The sequence below is a fragment of the Alkalihalobacterium sp. TH-98 genome (genome assembly GCF_057473385.1).
Genome location: NZ_JBYCKM010000042.1, coordinates 31,150 through 50,938 on the forward strand (window position 1 = coordinate 31,150; position 19,789 = coordinate 50,938).

At 35.8% G+C, this 19,789-nt stretch carries 12 protein-coding genes and 1 pseudogene; 9 read left to right on the forward strand and 4 right to left on the reverse strand.

Features of this window, described 5'->3' with window-relative positions; translation table 11 throughout:
* The first annotated feature begins 4 nt into the window (after window positions 1–4).
* The 3 genes from AC2VNP_RS14600 (at window position 5) to AC2VNP_RS14610 (ending at window position 4,649) form a co-directional block, all read left to right on the forward strand.
* On the forward strand, window positions 5–1,642 hold the full coding sequence (locus AC2VNP_RS14600; protein WP_486918030.1) for an AAA family ATPase: 1,638 nt from the start codon (window positions 5–7) through the stop codon (window positions 1,640–1,642).
* Window positions 1,643–1,671: 29 nt separating this feature from the next.
* Window positions 1,672–2,994 (forward strand): LlaJI family restriction endonuclease, encoded by a 1,323-nt coding sequence (locus tag AC2VNP_RS14605; protein WP_486918031.1) that lies wholly within the window; start codon window positions 1,672–1,674, stop codon window positions 2,992–2,994.
* 356 nt (window positions 2,995–3,350) lie between these two features.
* The gene (locus AC2VNP_RS14610; RefSeq protein WP_486918032.1) at window positions 3,351–4,649 is read left to right on the forward strand and encodes a PIN-like domain-containing protein; all 1,299 of its coding nucleotides are present in this window, start codon (window positions 3,351–3,353) and stop codon (window positions 4,647–4,649) included.
* A gap of 1,158 nt (window positions 4,650–5,807) precedes the next feature.
* On the opposite strand, the gene AC2VNP_RS14615 is transcribed toward AC2VNP_RS14610, so the two are convergent.
* The 4 genes and pseudogenes from AC2VNP_RS14615 to AC2VNP_RS14630 form a co-directional block, all read right to left on the reverse strand.
* On the reverse strand, window positions 5,808–6,662 hold the full coding sequence (locus tag AC2VNP_RS14615) for a hypothetical protein (RefSeq protein WP_486918033.1): 855 nt from the start codon (window positions 6,660–6,662) through the stop codon (window positions 5,808–5,810).
* A gap of 346 nt (window positions 6,663–7,008) precedes the next feature.
* Window positions 7,009–7,491, reverse strand: a complete 483-nt coding sequence (locus AC2VNP_RS14620; protein ID WP_486918034.1) for a competence protein ComK — start codon at window positions 7,489–7,491, stop codon at window positions 7,009–7,011.
* Between the two features lie 162 nt (window positions 7,492–7,653).
* Window positions 7,654–7,866: a helix-turn-helix domain-containing protein gene (locus AC2VNP_RS14625; protein WP_418201091.1), complete on the reverse strand. Its 213-nt coding sequence runs from the start codon at window positions 7,864–7,866 to the stop codon at window positions 7,654–7,656.
* A 303-nt stretch (window positions 7,867–8,169) separates the two neighbouring features.
* Window positions 8,170–8,274: pseudogene (locus tag AC2VNP_RS14630) on the reverse strand (XRE family transcriptional regulator); the annotation flags it as partial.
* Window positions 8,275–8,593: 319 nt separating this feature from the next.
* Between AC2VNP_RS14630 and AC2VNP_RS14635 the strand changes: the two are divergent.
* The 6 genes from AC2VNP_RS14635 to AC2VNP_RS14660 all read left to right on the forward strand — a co-directional run bounded on the left by AC2VNP_RS14635 (window position 8,594) and on the right by AC2VNP_RS14660 (window position 19,050).
* Window positions 8,594–9,091: a cupredoxin domain-containing protein gene (locus AC2VNP_RS14635; RefSeq protein ID WP_418201045.1), complete on the forward strand. Its 498-nt coding sequence runs from the start codon at window positions 8,594–8,596 to the stop codon at window positions 9,089–9,091.
* 368 nt (window positions 9,092–9,459) lie between these two features.
* Window positions 9,460–14,094: an AAA domain-containing protein gene (locus AC2VNP_RS14640; protein WP_486918035.1), complete on the forward strand. Its 4,635-nt coding sequence runs from the start codon at window positions 9,460–9,462 to the stop codon at window positions 14,092–14,094.
* Window positions 14,095–14,664: 570 nt separating this feature from the next.
* Entirely contained in the window at window positions 14,665–15,711 is a 1,047-nt protein-coding gene (locus tag AC2VNP_RS14645; RefSeq protein WP_486918036.1) for a DUF4145 domain-containing protein, read from the forward strand.
* 310 nt (window positions 15,712–16,021) lie between these two features.
* Window positions 16,022–16,618 carry a hypothetical protein gene (locus AC2VNP_RS14650; RefSeq protein ID WP_486918037.1) on the forward strand — a complete coding sequence of 199 codons (597 nt, stop codon included), beginning with the start codon at window positions 16,022–16,024 and terminating at the stop codon, window positions 16,616–16,618.
* 65 nt (window positions 16,619–16,683) lie between these two features.
* Entirely contained in the window at window positions 16,684–17,463 is a 780-nt protein-coding gene (locus AC2VNP_RS14655; RefSeq protein ID WP_486918038.1) for a hypothetical protein, read from the forward strand.
* 612 nt (window positions 17,464–18,075) lie between these two features.
* Complete coding sequence (locus AC2VNP_RS14660) at window positions 18,076–19,050, forward strand: NAD(P)H-dependent flavin oxidoreductase (protein WP_486918039.1); 975 nt, start codon at window positions 18,076–18,078, stop codon at window positions 19,048–19,050.
* The last annotated feature ends 739 nt before the right edge of the window (window positions 19,051–19,789 follow it).

Genomic DNA, 19,789 nt, shown 5'->3' on the forward strand with positions numbered 1-19,789 from the left:
TATTATGATTCTTAGAGACTTAAATGAATTAGCGAATAGCTCAAAAGAGAATTATCGAACTCAATTTATAAATGAGGATTTTAAGCTTACTAGAGATTTTAAAGAATTATTTGCTAGTGTTTTAGAAAGTAGAAATGCAGAAATACGGTATTTAGATCATTCGGCAGAGATTAGTATTAGTTCTGGAAATAAAATCTTTTGTCCTAATCAATGGTTTTACATTTCAACATTTGTAGTTGATTATACTATGGAGCTTATTAAATATAAGGAAAAATTAGAGCATATTTCACAGATAGATAATTATTCAATAACAGGATTCTGGGATAAAATTAAGTCCCTTAAAGGTAAAGATATTGATCAACAATTCCCTGAAATTAAAGAGGTAATTTATAATTTTTTCGAAGAAGAAAAACAAAGTGCAGAATATCTATGTAGATTTATTACAGATTATGAGTGGTGGTACGGTAGCAAAACAGTCGATAGAACAGACTTTCATGTATCACCTATACTTCACCTCCTAGGTCTTGTAAATGTGAGTCAATCCTATGTCGCTAACATTGTGTTTTATATGGCATCTAATGATCAATTATTAGAAAGTGCGTTAAGTTTACAAGAACAAGAGTTTCGTCATAACACAAATACTGCTGGTGAAAATCTAATTGTGTATGGAGCACCTGGAACTGGAAAAAGTAGATACTTGGAAGATAATTTTTCTAATACAACACGAGTAGTGTTCCATTCAGAGTATTCTTATTTTGACTTTGTAGGCAGTTATAAACCAGTCCCATTGTACAAACCGATCTCCTTAAACATGGGAGTTGCTGAACCTATGCAACTTTATAGAATAAATGGAGATGAATTTCAACGAGGAGAGCCGGTCATTGACTATCAATATGTTGCTGGTCCATTTATAAATGTATTAATAAAAGCAGTTCTAAATCCAGAAAGTAAGTACACTTTACTTATTGAAGAAGTTAATAGGGCGAATGCACCAAGTGTTTTTGGAGATATATTTCAATTGTTAGATCGGAAAAGCGATGGAAGAAGTCAATATAAGATAAGCCCAAATGAGGATCTAAAAAATTATTTAAGTTCTATTCAAAACGTTAGGTCTATTTTTGAAGAAGGGTTATTTATCCCCCGAAATATGAATATTGTTGCAACAATGAATAGTGCTGATCAAGGTGTGTACGTACTTGATTCAGCTTTTAAAAGGCGTTGGAAGTTTAAATACATGGCAATAAAGGAAAGTGGCTTTTCCCATGAAAATAGTTTAGTGAGATATGCTGGTGTGGATTATAAATGGAGAATATTATTAACTGCTATAAACAACAAGCTTAAAAACTTAGATGTAAATGAAGACCGTCTTATAGGACCATACTTTATTAGCCCAGAAGAGATTGGAGATACTAGTAGTTTTGCTTCAAAGCTGTTGATATATCTTTGGGACGATGTTGCAAGGTATAAGAGAACAGAATTATTTAGTGAAGGTATTAGAACTTACTCAGAACTAGTTTCAGCTTATTATAATAATTTAGATGTATTAGATATTATGAGTGATTTAGAAGAATTATTAGAACAAGAAGTGGAAGCACTAGAGGAAGAAGTAGAATTAATACAGGAAGATATAGGTGAAGAATGAAAAATCGGTAACCATGGTGGGATGAGTTAATGGAACTAAAACCAGTATTGAATACCTTCGTTGAATTTAAAGAGTATAAAAATATTTTTCCAAGTGAATTTGTCAATCAGATGTTAAATAGAGAGATATGTAGTTTAGTAGGAAATAAGATTAAGTTTAAAGTAACGGGACTATTAATTTATAACAATACATTTATTATTATTTTTCCTAAAAGTTATAAAATTCCCAAGGTGGAGGAAGATCTAAAAGAAAACATTCAAATACTGTTATCGGTGTTAATCAAGTACAAAAATAGTGCCCATTTATCTCTAGAGGAAGTAAACTTATTAGGTGGAAATAATGGAGGTAATACTGAGAGTATTATTACAGCTTACAGTCTAATCAATGATTATATAAATAACGGTTTACTCATGAAGGAAATGAGAATAATTTCTGAAAAATATAATGGAAATACAAATTGGTCAGCAACAATTAACAAGAAAAATCCACTCTTTACTGGAAAGTCTGTTATTTATACAGAGACTGTTTCAAGAAAGACGGTTAGGGATCGGCAGAATTTACTAATTAAACTACACGAGTATTGTGTCTATAAAAGTGTTGAGAAGTATGGTTGGTTACTTGGAATACCCTTAGAATTAGCAAAAATTGAGATGCCTTGTGATATTAGATATGCTCTGAACTTTCTACAAATGGAGTTAAATAGTACTTTTGTAGAGAGAGAGCTAATTGTTATTCAATTGATTAAAGACTTTTTATCAGGGATTGAGCTTATAAACAATGAAGCAAAACTTGAAGTACTGGCTACACCATATTTTTATTTAGTTTGGGAAGCTATTTGTAGTCAAATATTTAAAAATCAGTATAAGAAGTTAAGACAGACAATTCCAAGACTTAAATGGGAAATTAAAAGTAATGCTGCTGTGAAACCGCAACGGCCAGATATAATGTTTTTAAATAAACAGAAAATGTATGTCTTGGATGCTAAGTATTATAATACTGATATGAATTTACCTGGATGGCACGATGTTGTAAAACAATTGTTTTATGCTTCAACAATTTTTAATCATATTAAATCAGAAAATTTCAAGCCAAACGACCCCATAATAAAGAAACAAACGAAGTGTATTAAAAAGGTAGAAAATGCCTTTTTATTTCCGACAAGTGATGAAGTGGCTATAAAATATACAGGGAAAGTAAATATTGAGAATAACGATGAGTTTGATAGTATAAAGGCGTATAAAATTAATACATTATTGGCAATGAAATGTTATATTCGTAAAGTAGAATATAATTTTGTTAAGACACTTATTGATGATCTTGATTATAGAGAAGAAAATGTTACGTTAAGTTAAATTTTGTTTCACGACCAGTAGTGTCGGAATGCTGGTCTTTTTAATTCACTAAACAGGAAGCTAGGGGACGAAGAAAGTGATCCGACCGTGTACCTTCTCCGAGACCCCGTTCAAAGAAACTCCCGGAGTTTGGAAGCCGGTTATATGACAGAATACTAGTTCTAGAGAGCACTAAAGATATAGAAAGAGTTTTTGTTAATTGGATTGAGGACCAAGTGAGTGAGTATGCTTATACATGTTTTAAATTTGATAGGAAAATAATTGTTAAAATGCTGATCAATTCCTTATTAGCAATAGAAGTGGAATTGAGATAGGTTATTTATATAGCTCAAAAATGGAAGGAATAGGGTGATGGGATGAAAGGGATGTTTAAGGAATTTTATAGTTTAGAGGATAATGACTTTAAGAAGTTATGGGAAGATTGTATTTTTGTTTTTGATGCAAATGTATTATTAAATTTATATCGTTATACTGATGAAACCCGTGATGTACTCTTAAAAATTATAAATAAGTTAGAAAGTAGAGTATGGATCCCATATCAAGTAGGTCTTGAATATCACTTTAATCGTTTGACAGTAATTCAAGACCAGGTAGATTCCTATAATTCGATTAAGAATAAATTAGAAGACAAAAAAAGTAATCTTTCTAAGGAGTTAAATGAGGAATTAAAGGAGTATAAAAAAAGACACCCTAAAATTAACATAAGTAAAATGATAGAAGAATTTGAAAAAAACATTGATGACATTATTGAGGGAATTAATGAAGCGAAGAAAGAACACCCGGATTACCAAACGGAAGATGTAATTTTGAGTGAGATTACAAAGACCTTTAATGGTAAAGTAGGTTCACCCTTTACACAGGATAGATTAAACGAGTTATACAAGGATGGAGATAATAGGTACAAAAGTAAAATTCCACCGGGATATGAAGACCTAAAAGATAAGAAAGGAAAGAGAAAATTCTTTAATAATTTAGTATTTCATGATGAATATGGTGATCTTGTGATTTGGCGAGAAATGATAGATAAATCATCTTCTGATAAAAAGCCAATAATATTTATTACGGATGATGAAAAGGAAGATTGGTGGAACATAGTAAAAAAGAGAATAACAATTGGTCCTCGAATAGAGTTGATTAACGAATTTAAGAACGACACTAATGGACAACAGTTTTATATGTATAAAACATATAAGTTTATGGAATATGCTGAAACCTTTTTAAATAATAAGGTTAATGAGAAAGCTATTAAGGAAGTAAAAGATGTAGGTGAATCTCAGCTAAGCAAAAAGAAACAACTAGATGTTGATAAATTAAATATCGAGTATCTAACTGATGAAGAGTATATGACATTTGATGATATGGTTAGTAAGTCCGAGGAAGAACCGGATTTATACAAAGCAAAAGCAATGCAAAAAAGAGCAAATGAATATGCAAAGTCCTGTATAAGCTCCAATGTAAAAAGGACTAGAGAGCAAAAGGAGTTTATTTCGGGGCAACTAGGAGGTATACTAAGTGGTTTGCCACCAGTACAGAGGAGTTGGGTAATAGAAAAACTAAATAAATACAATTTAATATTAACTGATACTGAAACTACAGAAATTCTAGAAAACTTAAGAAGTTTCGCTTTGGATTTAAGTGCTGATATGGGTTACTGATAAAGGTAACTACATGTATATTGGCGGGACTGTTATGTACCAATTTGGTACATTATCGCATGCACTTTAAACAACAGACTAAAACGATGCTTTTTCTTAAAGCCCTATTTAATAAGGTTTTTTACATATAAATCACCAGTTTTTTCATGTCTAATATATGTTTCTAAGAACGTAAGTAGTACGTCAACTCGCAACGCGTGGTTTATAACATTAACTTTCGTGCCGATTTGATGCCGAAATGAATTTATTGTGTATTTAAAATTATTGTTAAATAAACAGTTGAACCTTAATATAAGTTATTTTTTATAAATCATTATAAGCTGTTTTACGCGAAATTAATCAAGTTCGAACTGAAATGTATTGAATAGGGTTGTGAATTAACACTTCAATTCAAGGATAGATATTGGAAGTTACCACAATGTTAAATTTAACATAAATTTAACGCAATCCGATAAAAAGCCGTAAAAAGTAGGTAAAGATGTTACATTAAATTAATTAAAGACCCACTACTATCGCCATTTTGTAAATAGATGTTAAAGATATTACAAATTAGAACGTAATGGGGGGCATGATTTAAGTTTATCTCCAATAGTAGAGAAAACTTTAACATCAAAACAATTTGTGTAGGCGAACACCGTTCATCTTTTAAGGTGTCAATATTACTTATTCCAGTCAGGTGGAGTACAGACACAAGAAGTAGGTAAAATTGACCGCTTAATCACAAAAAAATTCACTACACAAATTTTACACATAGCTTCGATAAACCCTTATTAAATAAGGATTTTAAAGGCTGTCTCTATGCCGACCACCAATATAGAATAGTAACTCAGAGTGCCTTATTATCGAAAGGCACTCTAAATTTTTCAATTAAACCAAAAGACGAGATTATATCAAGCATCGATGGAGGTAGTTCTTTCCACCTTTTACTTCACCGATAAACTAGTTTTGTTGTAAATTTGCATATATTTACTTACTTACTTTTATCTCCCTAATTTTTAATGTCCATCAGGAGTAAGTTTGTACTCGTTTTAATAAATCTAAGTGATCGAAAAGAGATAATTGCATTATCTCAAAGGAAAAAATCCCCTTTTAGAAGAGAAAGGACGGTTCTAAACCTTTAAGAAATGCTTGAAAGATAATGTACTCATCTCCAATACGCTATCCCTCCAACCACAACCCCCACTTTGTATCCTCAGCAACCACCCTCCTCTTCTCCACCGTAAGCAAATTCGCCACCGTCCCATAGAAATAAGGCACAAAACCTGTTTGAATCCGCTTTTGCTTATACCGATAAACGGTTTGTTTGAAGGCATGGACAATGGTTGGCAGCATCGAATCGATTGACGTGGTCGTTGGGAAATTAGCCGATCTGTAGGCGATTTGGGCTCGATCCCATAGACCGCAAATGTCCTTAGCTCGATTAAAGAATGGTTTGATCGCTTTGACAAATGGTGCAGGAATATGATCAGGAACGAACGAATAGTCCAAATCGCTTATGTTGATTTGATCGATCGTTTTGACCTGTTCCTGACGAAGATCTTTATCTTTTAATGTTTTTGTTTCAACTAAATGAGTTTCCGGCTGAATTTTGTGCTCATCAGCCGTTGGTGTTTGTGGTTTTTTGTCGTTTTTACGCGACGTCAATTGTTCGTGGTTGGGCGTGTCAAAGCGGTTAAAAATATAGACGTTGTGTGAATAGCCGCCCGTTTCGCGTACGGTATGGAGGATCGAGATGATGCCCAAAGTTTTGGCTTTTCTAAGCATTCGTTCAAACGTAGAGCGAGAAATACCACCCTTAATATCTTGACACGCTTGTACCAATTTACAAATACGTGCGTTACAAACTCCCAGTACTTTTACACTAAAACGAGTGAGAACATCAAAGGCAATTCGTTCACCTTTCGTCAAATGGTGTCCGTGGATGTCCAGTGCCATTTTGTTAGATTCGTTAAATTCCTCTAGTGTTGAAAACTGACTATATGATCTGTATTGCTCAATTCGACCTGACTTCATTTTAAAATCCCCCTCGTCGTATCGTTCCGTCAATACGTATATACAGAGAAGGAGGGGAAAATGGTGAGTCAGTTTGTAAATTTTTTGTAAAGTTTGGTTCTGAGGTTTGGTTGGTTTTCTTTTTCGGAAAGGTTTGCGTTCTAATTAACTTGATTTTTTTATTCATGGGCTGGATCGAATGAAAAGACTGGCTGATAGTAATTGTGTCGTTGTGGCTGGATTTCACGGGGAGGCCTCCTTATTGTTTTGGGGATAGTAGTTAGTAGATAGTAGTTAGTAATTAGTTTGATAGATAGGTGATAGGTGTTAAGGATGAGATGGGTCGTACTGGGGCTAGTCGGTTACTCTAGTTGTGGATCGGGTACGGAGTGAAGCGGGTGATGCAGTAGGATGTGCGTTGCAGCTGCCGTTCCATCGTGTGGTAGGACACTTGCAGGAGCAGTTCTCTCTCGTCCTTGAAGATGATATATGTATGAGTTGGGATTTCGGGATGACGACGGATGGCTTGAATGTGATGATAGAAGAGCCAGTGGCATTCGTGAAGTTTCGGTGAGTGCGTCGGGAAGGCGTACACTTGCTCCTGTGGGACTACTGGAATGGGAGCTTTTGAAGTAATACCTGTTTTATGCGTAACCGCAGCTCGCCTTCCATCAAAATCGGCACCGCCTTCTAAACAAGCGGCTTTCATCAGTTGAAGCGGTGTCTTTTTGACATGAAAGCGTTGTCCGTTGTTTTCCCAGACGGTGGTGTGATAGTCGGTGTGATAGGCAGGGAGGAGGGCAGAGGTGTTTTTGTTAATTTTGTAATGATTGAGGATAATGTTAGTCATTTTTGGATGGCTCCTTTTTCGGGGTTTTGTTTAAGGGGATATTGACTTGTAAAAATCAGTTTGCGATGAACGGCATGTTGAATTATAGAAAAAGTATTCTTTTATAGAAAAATGAATTATACAAAAGAGAGGGAGTAGGAGATCCTCGCTACTCCACATGGTTCATTTTTTCAAATCTTCTCTTATTCTTATATCTACTTCATTGAGAATAGCACTAGGTGAAGTATTGAGTGCTCTTGCTAGATTATAGAGTACATCTATAGTTACGTTTCTTTTACCGCCTTCAATATCAATGATGTATCGTATCGAAAGGCCGGCCTCTTCAGCTAATTTCTGTTGTGTCATCCTGTTTGTTTCTCTTATTAATTTAATCACTTTTCCAAACGTGTTATACAGAATAGGATTTTTATTCAAGTGAAAGCTCCTTTTTAAACAAATTATTGAATTTGTTTAAATGGAGCGGAATGAACGATAGTGCATGTAGAGGAAGAAAATGTAAAAAATTCAAAATTAGATCAAAAGTATCGAATTTATTTTCTTTTATTATTATGCAACGATGCTGTTTGGAATGGAATGAACGATCGTTCATGTTTGGTTAAGAAATTGTAAATTTTACGAAAATATGTGAATGATGTATTACAAGCTAGAAGCGGGGCCTGTCCCCCGCTACGTAATACTTTACTCTAGTGGGGGACAAGCCCCCGAATTATTAAGAATCTCATCAATGCTTACCTCAAATATTCTAGCTAGATCAGGTAGTTTTGAAATATCCGGCATCGTTTCACCTCGCTCCCAATAGCCTGATAACTAACGCCTAACTGATCTGCTAACCCCATCTGTGTAACTTTCTTTGACTTTCTATGTTGAGCAATCTGTCTACCAATTTTTTTCATATCAAACAATAGCGCAATAAGGAAAAGAAGCCGCCGTTATCACAGCTCCGACTCTTTCGTTCAAGCTTCCCGTTTGTATCTAAATGTTACTCAAAAAATCTATCTGCTTTCTGTTCTTCGAAAAAATAAGTTGACTATTAATATTTTCCTTTGTACAATAAAGTTGCATTAAGGAAAAATAATTAGGTGGAGGAAAGGATGAACTATTCATGTTTAATGTAATTCGTTTGAAAAGGCTATGTTTCTTATTTATTCTTGGATTATTATCTGTAGCTTTAATTGGGTGTGGCAGTGAACCTACTACGAAAATGGAAGGAAAGAAAGAAACAAGAATTATTCATATGACTGCTATTGAGCCAAAAGGGGGAACAAATAGCATTCCCTTCCCTGACACACCGCTCCCAGAAGGTGGAGGCTATATTTTAAAGGAGCCTGATGAAGATGGACGTTGGGAAGCTGCTACATATCGCTGGGAACCAGGGTTAGTTGTTGCTTATGAAGGAGAGCAGGTGGAACTTCATATCTTTGGTGTAAACGGAAACCATCATCATTCTACTCTTACAGGCTATGATATTGATTTTGTTGTAAATCGAGGAGAGCTTACAATAGTTGAATTTGAAGCAGATAAACCTGGTATTTTTGATATTATATGTCATGATCATCTTCCATCAATGCAGACGCAACTTCTAGTACTACCAAAACCGTAAAATTGGACATAAAAAATCCACGTATTATTTATTCTAAATAGTATGTGGATTTTTTCTCTAAGTTTTGATATTCAACTAACATTTTACAAATTTCAATTATATTTTAACATAAATATCCAACTAAAAACTCTTCCAAATCTCACTTTTATTAGTTGCGCAGTATCGGTCTACTTCGCAGTAAATAATGAGTGTTTTTCTTTGCCACAATACTGCCAGTTACATTAAGTACACTCCACGATAACTGAATTAAAACTAATTAATGTTTGGATACATTTTATACTACTCTTACCCTTAAAAAGCATAAAGTTCCCAACATAAGGATAAAGTTGTAAAATGGAGTAATAGATGTAACTGTGAGGTGCTTGAATGTGACACAAAAAGGAACGGAACAGAAAGCAAAGAACTTCTTTGAATACTTACTGGCGTTAAATAGTTTAGTAGGAAAAGTAACAAGGGACTATAGAGAGTTTGAAAAGAATTGGCTAACGGCTGAATTTAAAAGTCTGCCTGGTTGTTATTTATTTGATCAATGCCAGGATGAGGATACGTTTCTTGAAATTCATCGTCCTGAAATTACGCGAGATGACGAAACGCCTCCACAGCCGGATCCGATATTTAGCGGCTGGATCGACTTTGATGTTCGTAATGAACGGAGAAGTGTAACTCGGTTAAATGAGAAAACGGTACTGGATGACGATGAGAATGAAATCACGATCGATTTTTCCGAAGACCCAAAAAGGGTCACGGCTTTTGAAAGTTGGGAAAATGAATGGAATAGTTGGGCCGAACGATTACGGGAAAAGAAAAAAGTGAATGATCTCTATGTTCAGTACTTTGATCTCATTCAGCAATTAGAAAAAGAAGGCGAAACGTTAGAATTTATCTTCGCTAGGGGGCTCTTTTGTTGGCAGCATCCAGATGAAAAGGTGGGAACGATCCGATACCCTTTACTAACAACAAAATTGGAGTTAGAGCTGGATGCAGAAAAAGGAATTATTTCTATTAAACAAGTACAAGTCGCTACCAATGTTGAACGTGAAATGTTCTCTGGTGTCCGGATCAATAACATAGAAAAAATAAATGAGTTAAATGAAAGTATTCAAACCACCTCGATTTTGGATAAACTTGATACTTTTTTTACTCAGTACATACACTTGTTTGACCCGAACGGAAAATTTATTGAGGATCACTCTAAAATAGAAGTAAATGAACATCCCGCAATTTACGATGAAAGCTTCTTCTCATTAAGAAGAAAAAGTGTTCGAGTTTTACGGGATGATTTAGAAAAAATCATTAATGGAATTGTAGAGGGTGACCTTGAGGTGACTCCAGCGCTCCAAGCCATTGTCGGTGAACAGTCGGAAGCAGAGGAGGAGGAACCTTCTGAAGTAAAGAATGACAGGCTAGAATTCTCAGCAAATGATCTGTATTTTCCGCTGGAGTCTAATGAGCAGCAAAAGGAAATTGTCAATCGAATTGAGCACAATTATGGGGTATCGGTCCAGGGACCACCAGGAACGGGGAAAACCCATACGATCGCTAATTTAGTGTCGCATTTTCTTGCTCAAGGTAAAAAGATCTTAATTACGAGCCAGAAAGAGAGTCCATTAAAAGTCCTAAAATCAAAAATTCCAAAAGATATTAGGGACTTATGTGTGCCTGTTTTAGGTGGGGGTCGAGAATCACTTCAAGAAATTGAGCAATCGATACGCTCTTTAAGTGAAAAGTTAGGAGAACTAGATGTTCATAAGCTAGAGGCTGAAATGACTAGAAATAAAGACCTGCTTGACCAAAGTAAGCGAAATGAAGCTCGTTTGAAAAATGACTTGCAGACCTACGCCGAGAAAGAAGGAACACCTCTAGAATATAAAGGTGAGAAACTTTTCAAATATGATGTAGCAAAGCGCTTGGCTGAATCGCCGATTAGTTATGCGTGGTTACACGATGAGGTAGAAATGAATTTGAGTTTCCCCATTTCATGTCCTGAATTTAAAGAGTTATGGGACTTAAAAGGAAAACTGCAAAAAGAGGACTTAGCCTTAGTTAAAGAAAATCTACCAAAAATGGAAAAGGATATTCGCAACGCTACTTCTTTCACAGATTTAATTAGAACAGGAAAAGAGCTTGAGAAATCGGTTGAACAAACAAAACAAATTCAACAGAAATACAACGTTCCTCTTGAAGAAGAAGTCATTAAAAGCTTACTAACCCATGTTCAAGGAGTCTATCAAAATGCTGGTATTCTCTCCAATAGCGAGTACAAATTAATTTTAGATGATTGCATGGCCGGTGGTAAAAGAGAGGAACGCTGGAGAACATTACTTTCTGAGTTAAAGGCGATAAATGAAGAGTTGTTTGAGCTCTATCATTCACTCGTTACCCATAGAATAAATCTTCCTAATAAAGGACGACAAGAACTGGCAGAAGATTTTACAATTGCAAAAGAGCGATTACAGTCAGGGAAGAAACCAAATGCACTCTTTTTTATGTTCAAAGGAAAGCGTACCAAATATTTATTTGAAACGAGTATTCTTAATGGTGAGTCGATCCGTACGGTTGAGGACATTGAACGGCTGGAACAGTTTTTAAGTTACCAACAAAAACGAGATGAGGCAGCAAGAGTTTTTAATGGAAATATGACGGACGTTCAAATGGAGACGATTAACCTTGAAGATGAAAGATTCCCGCACGCCCTAGATCAAAAAATTCAACAGTTAGATGTCTTACTAAAAGTAGTAGATGCTATAGAATCCTTTAAAGAGGAAATCAAACCATATACAATGTCTCAACTTGATGTATTCTCAGTTGAAACGTATAAGCAGTTAGTTGGTGAGTTAGAAGTCGTTTTACAATATGTAGAATATGAGAAGTGGCTAAAGCAGTTAAATGAAGAAGTAGCACAGCTTACAAAGGCAGAAAATCAAGAAGATGCTCATCCGATATGGAAGGATTTTATTACGGCGTATAAGACAAAGGATGATGTCTTTTGGAAAGAACGATTAGAAAAACTTGGCCATTTAGAAATACTGCAAATGGATGTCAAACGGTTCTATGAGATTTTACATGTCCTAGCAAGTCCATTACCTTTAACAGGACAATCGATTGAAATGTCAGTAGGGCAAACCATTCCTTTTCCTGATGATTACGAAGAAGCTTTTGAATTGAAGAAACTTCATACTTGGTTGGATGAAACGAAAGACATGAATGTCGGCCTAATTAAAAATCAAATCGAAGAAGAACATAAAGAACAGAAGAGACTGATTCAAGACATAGTAAGTCAATCGACTTGGAAAAACCAAATTGAACGAATAACAGAAAGTGAGAAACGTTCACTTTCAGCTTGGAAAACATATATTAAACGATTTGGAAAAGGAACAGGGAAATACGCTCATCAACATCTAAAAGATGCGCGCAATGAGATGAAAACAGCCCAATCGGCTATTCCTGTTTGGATCATGCCTGTTAACCAAGTGTTAGAAAACTTCCCTGTCACCAATGACAAATTTGATATCATCATCTTTGATGAAAGCAGTCAATGTGATCTATTTTCGATTAACGTTTTGATGCGCGGTAAAAAAGTAATTGTTGTAGGGGATGATGAACAAATCAGTCCTACAGATATCGGGACAAAGTTAGATGATGTCCATGAATTGGTCAGAAGGTATCTTAATGGGATTCCAAACGGAAATCTATTTGACGGCAATATTTCACTTTATGAAATTGCTGAACAAACTTTCCCTAAAGAAGGAAAGCTCATGTTGAGAGAACATTTCCGGTGTGTCCCTGAGATCATTCAATTCTCAAATGATCTGAGTTATGGTGGTGAAATGATCCCGCTTCGCCTTCCGTTAGAAGAAGAAAAGATCGATCCACCAGTTACAGCCATTAAAGTGAATGATGGCTACAATGATGAAAAAGATAAGGATATTAACGTTCCAGAAATAGACGCTATAGTTGCAGACATGAAAGAGATGGTTAAAGATCCTAAGTATAAAGGGCAAACATTTGGGGTTATTGCCCTTCAAGGCCAAAAACAAGCGAAACTGCTGGAGTCTAGAATACGAGAAGCCCTTGGTGAAAAAGAGTATGTCGATCGTAAAATGATTTGTGGTAACTCATATACTCTTCAAGGAGATGAACGCGACATTATCTTTTTATCGATGATCGTTGCTCCTGGACGACGTTTCATGGCACTGACAAAAACAAGTGATAAACAACGATTTAATGTCGCAGCTAGCCGCGCAAAAAATCAAATGAGATTGTATCACTCGCTAGATTTGGAAGATTTAAATCCAGATGATTTGAGATACAGACTATTAAGTTACTGTAAAAATCCAAATCGTACGAGTGAACAGTTTGAAGACCTTGAAGATAAATGCGATTCGCCATTTGAAAAAGACGTATTGCGAATGATCCTAGCTCGAGGCTACAAAGTAACTCCTCAAGTAGTGGTAGGAAGATATCGAATCGATTTTGTCATCGAAGGAATTCGTGATCGTCTCGCTGTAGAGTGTGACGGTGAGAGGTGGCATGGCCCTGAAAAGTTTGAGGAAGATATGCAACGACAAGAATCTCTTGAACGCTCAGGTTGGAAGTTTTGGCGAGTACGAGGTAGAGAATTCTATTTTAACCGTGAAAAAGCGATGGAAAGTCTGTGGCAGAAGTTAGATGAAATGGGGATCACCTCTAACCAGGCACCAGTACTTAATTCTACTGAAACAACATCCAATAAGGTTGAGTATGTCATACCGAAGCTTAAAGTAGAAAAAACAAAAGAAGAACTACCGTGGATCAACAACTATCTAATGGAAAAAGGGCTAGACATCCTTGATATGCGTGAAAAGGGTGGGAAACTTTGGGTCAAAGGTGGTCTAGAATTGACCGACTTATTTAATGAGTTAAAGAATGAAGGGCTGGAGTTTAAGTATACCGAAACCGGTAGTAAAACAACGAGCCATAAACCGTCATGGTATCTAGCATCAAAAAGTCAAACTTTGTTTTAGTTAAAAAACGATTCCATCTGTTTAAGGTGGAATCGTTTTTCTTTTGGACGTTTCTTTAAGAAAGATAGTATATGGGGTTTCGTAGGATACGAGGTCTGCCCCCACTAGAGTAAAGTATTTATGAGCAGCGGGGGACAGGCCCCGCTTTTCGCAATTTTTCGTGTAACCATTTTTTGTTATTCTTCTTAGGTCTGTAACGTAAGGGGACTCTGAGGCCCTTATTTCGATGAAAATCGCTATTCTAGAGGTGTTTGCGGACTCAAAAGCCCTTATTTCCTATGAAACACGTGAAAACGAACGCAATTTTGCTAGATAAGGGCTTCTCAGTCCGTTACGATCGTAAAATTTTCGATTTTTCACAAATAGAGGCCTCTCAGTCCGCTTAGCCAGCGGCGATCAATATTATGCCAATTCTAGCAAAGGGAACACCTTCACTCGCTTCTTTTATTTTGCTAAACGACCGAAGCACAAGAGCCGTTCTTGTGTATCATGTAGGTGTTCAATATATATTGTAGATACACTTTTTGAAGGTGAACTTTATTTTATTTAAAAATATAATTTCCAAATTATATGGGATTGTCGTCGTTAAATGATAAACTAATAGATAGTATTTTATTAAAAGGAAGTGGAGCGGGAATGAAGTCTAGTATATTTAATTTTATTGGGGAGTTTTCTAGTACTTTAGAAGAGTTAGCATTACGTGTAGAAGCACTCTTATGGGATCAACCACAAGCAGCTATTACCCAGTCACGCTTGTTTGGAGAAATGTTAGTGTCCATGATCTTTGAGCAAGAAAACATGAATGAAGTGTATCCATTGAAACAGGTGGAAAAAATAAATAGATTGTATAAACACGATATTATTCAAGACGATATTTATAAAAAATTGGAGTACATAAGAAAAAACGGAAATATTGCGTCTCATCAAGTTTTAGAGATGTGTCAAGAAGTAGCAAAGCAAGTGCATCAGGCACTATTCGATATTAGTGTATGGTATGCAGAAGTTTATGTTAGTTATACGTTTAGTGCCCCAACTTATGAGTTACCTTCTAAGCCTAATCAAGACCATCATGATATGAAACAATGGATGGATGAATATATACAAGAAACAACAAAGCGGTTGACGGAAATAGAAGCACATCTAGAACAACTAAAACAGGAAAAAAAACAGCAAGAAGATTTGGTTAATGAACAGGAGAGATCTAGAGTTCCTATTGCCCTTAAACCGGTTAAATCATCTGAACGCAGTGTCCCTTTAGAACAATTCGGATCAACATTTAAAAAAGTGAATTTTAAGAGAACCAATCTTACAAAAAAAGCTGCTGAATTTGAACATGAAGAGTATAAAGATTTTTTCGTCTATCTTCTAGATAATGCATCCCCATCCATTGCTATTCATCCTTCAATAGTCGAGCAAAAGAAAATGCTGATGGAAGTGCCAAGCAAGCAAAGAAAAAGCACGGCGTTAAGACGCTTCCCTAAGATGGAAGAAGACGGAAAACTTAAGTCTAATTATGGATATATGTATACGTTCCAAACAAAAAGAGAACTAGAAGAGTTGCTACTACGAGTAGTAGAAGTCTTGAAATCTAGAAATCTTCGAGCTAATAAGATCTAGTGGAATACTATGGTAAAGGAAGCAAGGGGACGTTTCTTTTTGTATATGTCACTGTGACAACCCGAACATTGCCGAAAAATAGTTAAGGCTCAGTCTCGAGAGTTTCTATTCTGAGCCCCACTAGAGTGAAGTATTACCGCAGCGGTAAGAAAAGATATTGATAATCTTGCAGAGTAGCAGTTTGATATCTGCTTGCTAGCACATCCTAGCATCTTTAAGATTATGAATTCAAGTGTCAACCATTTATTCATAGTGTAGTTTTTAAGTTAAAAATCTAAGTTTCTTATTAGTTTCGAAAGCTGGTGTTCACTTGAAAAAACAATACCTTGATTTAATGCAATTCTTCGAAGGGTACGTACGAAATTATCGGAGAATGAACTTATCAGTTGCTCATAATCGTTCAATGTTTACAAAAAGAGAAATTGATTATTTTGCTAATTTAGGAGAAATGCTCGGTTTTGATGCTTTTATTGAAGACTCTAAGTTTGATAAAGCTTTAGGTAGGTCAAGACCGATGGACCTTTCATGGTGGAAGTGGGACGAGCGAATAGATAAAGAAAATTATATTTATCTGGCACTGCATTTAGAAAGGGAAAATCAATGGGATAAAGATGAGGAGACGATAGAAAAGCTGTTTGCTGAAACAGAGCCAGATTACATTCCGCATAATGTAATTGGAATACAGAATATAAAATCAGAAAATAGGATTGAAACTCTTAATTCCTTAGTTGTTACGAAGAACAAAGCTCAACAATCCAACGTTCTAATGATTTATCGTTTCTATGATAGTGATATAGATGTTGAGAGAGTAAGGTGTTATCATTTCAGTCCAGATGGCAAAGAGCAAGTAAGGGAAGCAAATTGTAAACAAGATGAAGTCGGTTATTGGTTTATGTACTTTGGATAGAGGCGACGCTTCTTATGCTTTACTATATTTATTTCAAGATCATTCATGGTTAGGGGACGTTTATTATGGCAATTGTACACTTTAAGAAAAGTCTCGAAACACTAAGGGAAATATATTCAGACAATCTATCTGTGCCATTAATTGCAGAAGAATTGTTTGCTTGTCCTTTGGACGGTGATGCACTAGAAGTTAAACAGAACATGGAGGAAGCAGACTTTGACTATTATGGAGTTGAAAATAACGGGAAGATTATTGGCTATATTGTCAGGTCTGAACTGAAAGATGGTATGATTTCAAATTATGTTCATCCTTTCGAGATGGAAGATCTTATTTCAGAATCAACGTCACTTATCGAACTGTTGCAAATATTTAAAGATAAAAATCCAGTGTTTGTACTTGAAAAAAATCAAGTAAAGAAACTACTAACATTAGCTGATTTACAAAAACAACCGATTCGTATGTTAGTATTTGGCCTAATTTCTCTATTAGAAATGAATTTATTAGACTTAATTAAAAAAAGTTACCCAAATGATGGTTGGACACAGTGTTTAAGTGACGGAAGAATCGAAAAAGCATTAGAAGTATACGAAAAAAGAAAGCAAAAAAATGAGGGGCTTGGCCTAATTGAATGTATTCAGCTATCTGATAAAGGAACAATTATCCGAAAAACACCACAACTGTTAAATCAACTGGAATTTCAATCAAAAAAAGAGGTGGATCGTTTCTTTAGCTCAATTGAGGAGTTAAGAAACAATACAGCTCATTCTCAAGAATATGTATATGATGATTTTAATGATTTCTTGGATTCTATTAATAGAATAGAAAAATTGTTAAGGTTAATTTAATGATCATAATCAGCAGGACTTTTCATAAAGCCATTTTGGAATTATAGCGTGTAACTGAATGCCCTACGCAGCGTGGGGGACAGCCCCGCTTTTTTCTAGACCAATAAGTAATTAAGGGTCTGTTTAATTGTGTGCTAGCTCATGGTTATAATAAGAAGCTTAGGATAATTACGACTTTTGCTCATAATTGATGTGTGAGTGTTAGCACTTTGAAAAAACATTCACTAAAAATAATAATACCCAACGTAAATGTCATGTATGCCAACCACCAAAAGCGTCACGCTAAACGTATACCGAATAAACGAAGTGCTAGTTTCTATTTAATAGAAGTTGGCGCTTTTTATCATCAGGAAGCAAGGGGACGGACCTCTTGCTATTTTTTTACGCCAAACAAAGGAAACGAAGAACTCTCCCTGTACCTTCTACCTCACAAACTTTTCAACAGTGATAATAGTAAAAATTACAACTGTCATAAAAGATCAATGACATCTATGTCTTTTTCAAAATGGGTGGTCGGTATATCATATGAAGCATAGTGTCAGTGGTTAGTATATTATGGAAAATCTGAAGTTCTGTTACATAGTTTTATTACATTTTAGAAATGGGGTAGTTATGTTGAGAGCATTCACATTACAAATTGGCGATATGAAACCAAAGGTACCAATCTTGCAGGGGGGAATGGGTGTAGGCATTTCGTTGAGTAAGCTTGCAGCAGCTGTTGCAAATGCGGGTGGTATCGGGACGATCTCTGGGACCGGGATTTCTGTGGAAGAATTAAGATACCACATCCGAAAAGCAAGGGAATTAACAAATCACACGGGCTATATTGGGGTCAATGTGTTATTTGCGATGAATGATTTTGCTGAGAAGATGAAGGCCGCGATGGAGGAGAAAGTGGATTTTATTGTTTCAGGTGCGGGTATCTCTCGTGATATGTATGCCTGGGGAAGAGAGTATGGGGTCCCTGTCATCTCGATCGTTTCATCAGCGAAATTGGCGAGATTGTCTGAACGATTAGGTGCGGCAGCAGTTGTTGTAGAAGGAAGTGAAGCGGGGGGACACCTTGGAACTGACCGTCCATTATTTGAGATCCTTCCTGAAGTGACTGCGGTCGTAAAGATTCCTGTCATCGCAGCAGGAGGAATTTTAACAGGGAAGGATCTAGCGAAGGCCAAAAGTCTAGGGGCATCAGGTGTTCAACTAGGTACCCGATTTGTTGCCAGTGAAGAATGCGATGCACCAATCGCTTTTAAACAAAAATATGTCGATGCCAAAGAAGGTGATACGCATTTGGTAAAAACGACGGTTGGTTTACAAGGAAGAGCGATCAAAAACCGATTCTCAAGTCAAATCAGTCAGGGAAATCGAATAAAAATAGATAAATGTCACGATTGTTTGAAGAATTGCTCCTATCATTTTTGTACGCTAGATTCTCTATATCGATCGATGAACGGTGATGTTGAGGACGGATTAGTCTTTTCTGGAGCAAGGGTGCATGAGATTAAAAGCATCCTGCCAGTGAAAGAGATTATTGGGCATCTTATGGAAGAGTTTCATGAGAGTAATAGTCCAGCGCCTGTAGGGTGATTTACGGTTACAGTGACACTTCAAAACTTGTAAAGTGTATTTGTATTATTAGAAAGGCATAATTGTTTTAGTGGATATAGTAGAATAGACAACCAAAAGGGAGGTTCCATCCTAAGTATGGAGTAATCATTCCCCTTCTACAGGACCTAACCCAAATCTGAACGAAGCTGATGAAGCGATATATGCATTGCTTTTGCACGCCTTACATTAACTTAGATATATTCGAGGTACTTTTCATAAAATAAGAGGAAACTGTGAAATTAGAACTTTCCGTTTCCTCTTTTTGTAAATTTTTTAGATCCATCATTATAAACAGAAACCAGAAATCAGTATTTACAGCGGCTAAATCATTTAGTAGAGCAAATGAGAGAAGGAGTGAAAACAAAATAATAATAATTTAAAAGATAACTTTGATTGGCTTATAATCTAGCCTTTCAAGTTTTTTTGTGGCAATGTGAACTGCGCTTTTTGCGGACTCTGAGGCCCTTATTTCGATGAAAATGCCATTCTTGAGGTGTTTGCGGACTCAAAAGCCCTTATTTCCTATGAATCACGTGAAAACCAACGCAATTTTGCTAGATAAGAGCCTCTCAGTCCGTTATGATCATGAATTTCTCAATTTTATCACAAATAGAGGCCTCTCTGGACCTATGTCAAGAAAGTGGACACCTAAATAACGGATTTTAGTTTTTCGTAATATGGAAACAGTAGACCCTTCTTCACTTTTTAAAAGCATAGA

Bases quoted from the DNA above. Each gene is read 5' to 3' on its own strand.
- AC2VNP_RS14600 (WP_486918030.1), top strand. From the start codon at position 5: ATGATTCTTAGAGACTTAAATGAATTAGCGAATAGCTCAAAAGAGAAT.
- AC2VNP_RS14645 (WP_486918036.1), top strand. From the start codon at position 14,665: ATGGGATTGTCGTCGTTAAATGATAAACTAATAGATAGTATTTTATTA.
- AC2VNP_RS14620 (WP_486918034.1), bottom strand. From the start codon at position 7,491: ATGACTAACATTATCCTCAATCATTACAAAATTAACAAAAACACCTCT.
- AC2VNP_RS14615 (WP_486918033.1), bottom strand. From the start codon at position 6,662: ATGAAGTCAGGTCGAATTGAGCAATACAGATCATATAGTCAGTTTTCA.
- AC2VNP_RS14660 (WP_486918039.1), top strand. From the start codon at position 18,076: ATGTTGAGAGCATTCACATTACAAATTGGCGATATGAAACCAAAGGTA.
- AC2VNP_RS14655 (WP_486918038.1), top strand. From the start codon at position 16,684: ATGGCAATTGTACACTTTAAGAAAAGTCTCGAAACACTAAGGGAAATA.
- AC2VNP_RS14610 (WP_486918032.1), top strand. From the start codon at position 3,351: ATGAAAGGGATGTTTAAGGAATTTTATAGTTTAGAGGATAATGACTTT.
- AC2VNP_RS14605 (WP_486918031.1), top strand. From the start codon at position 1,672: ATGGAACTAAAACCAGTATTGAATACCTTCGTTGAATTTAAAGAGTAT.
- AC2VNP_RS14635 (WP_418201045.1), top strand. From the start codon at position 8,594: ATGTTTAATGTAATTCGTTTGAAAAGGCTATGTTTCTTATTTATTCTT.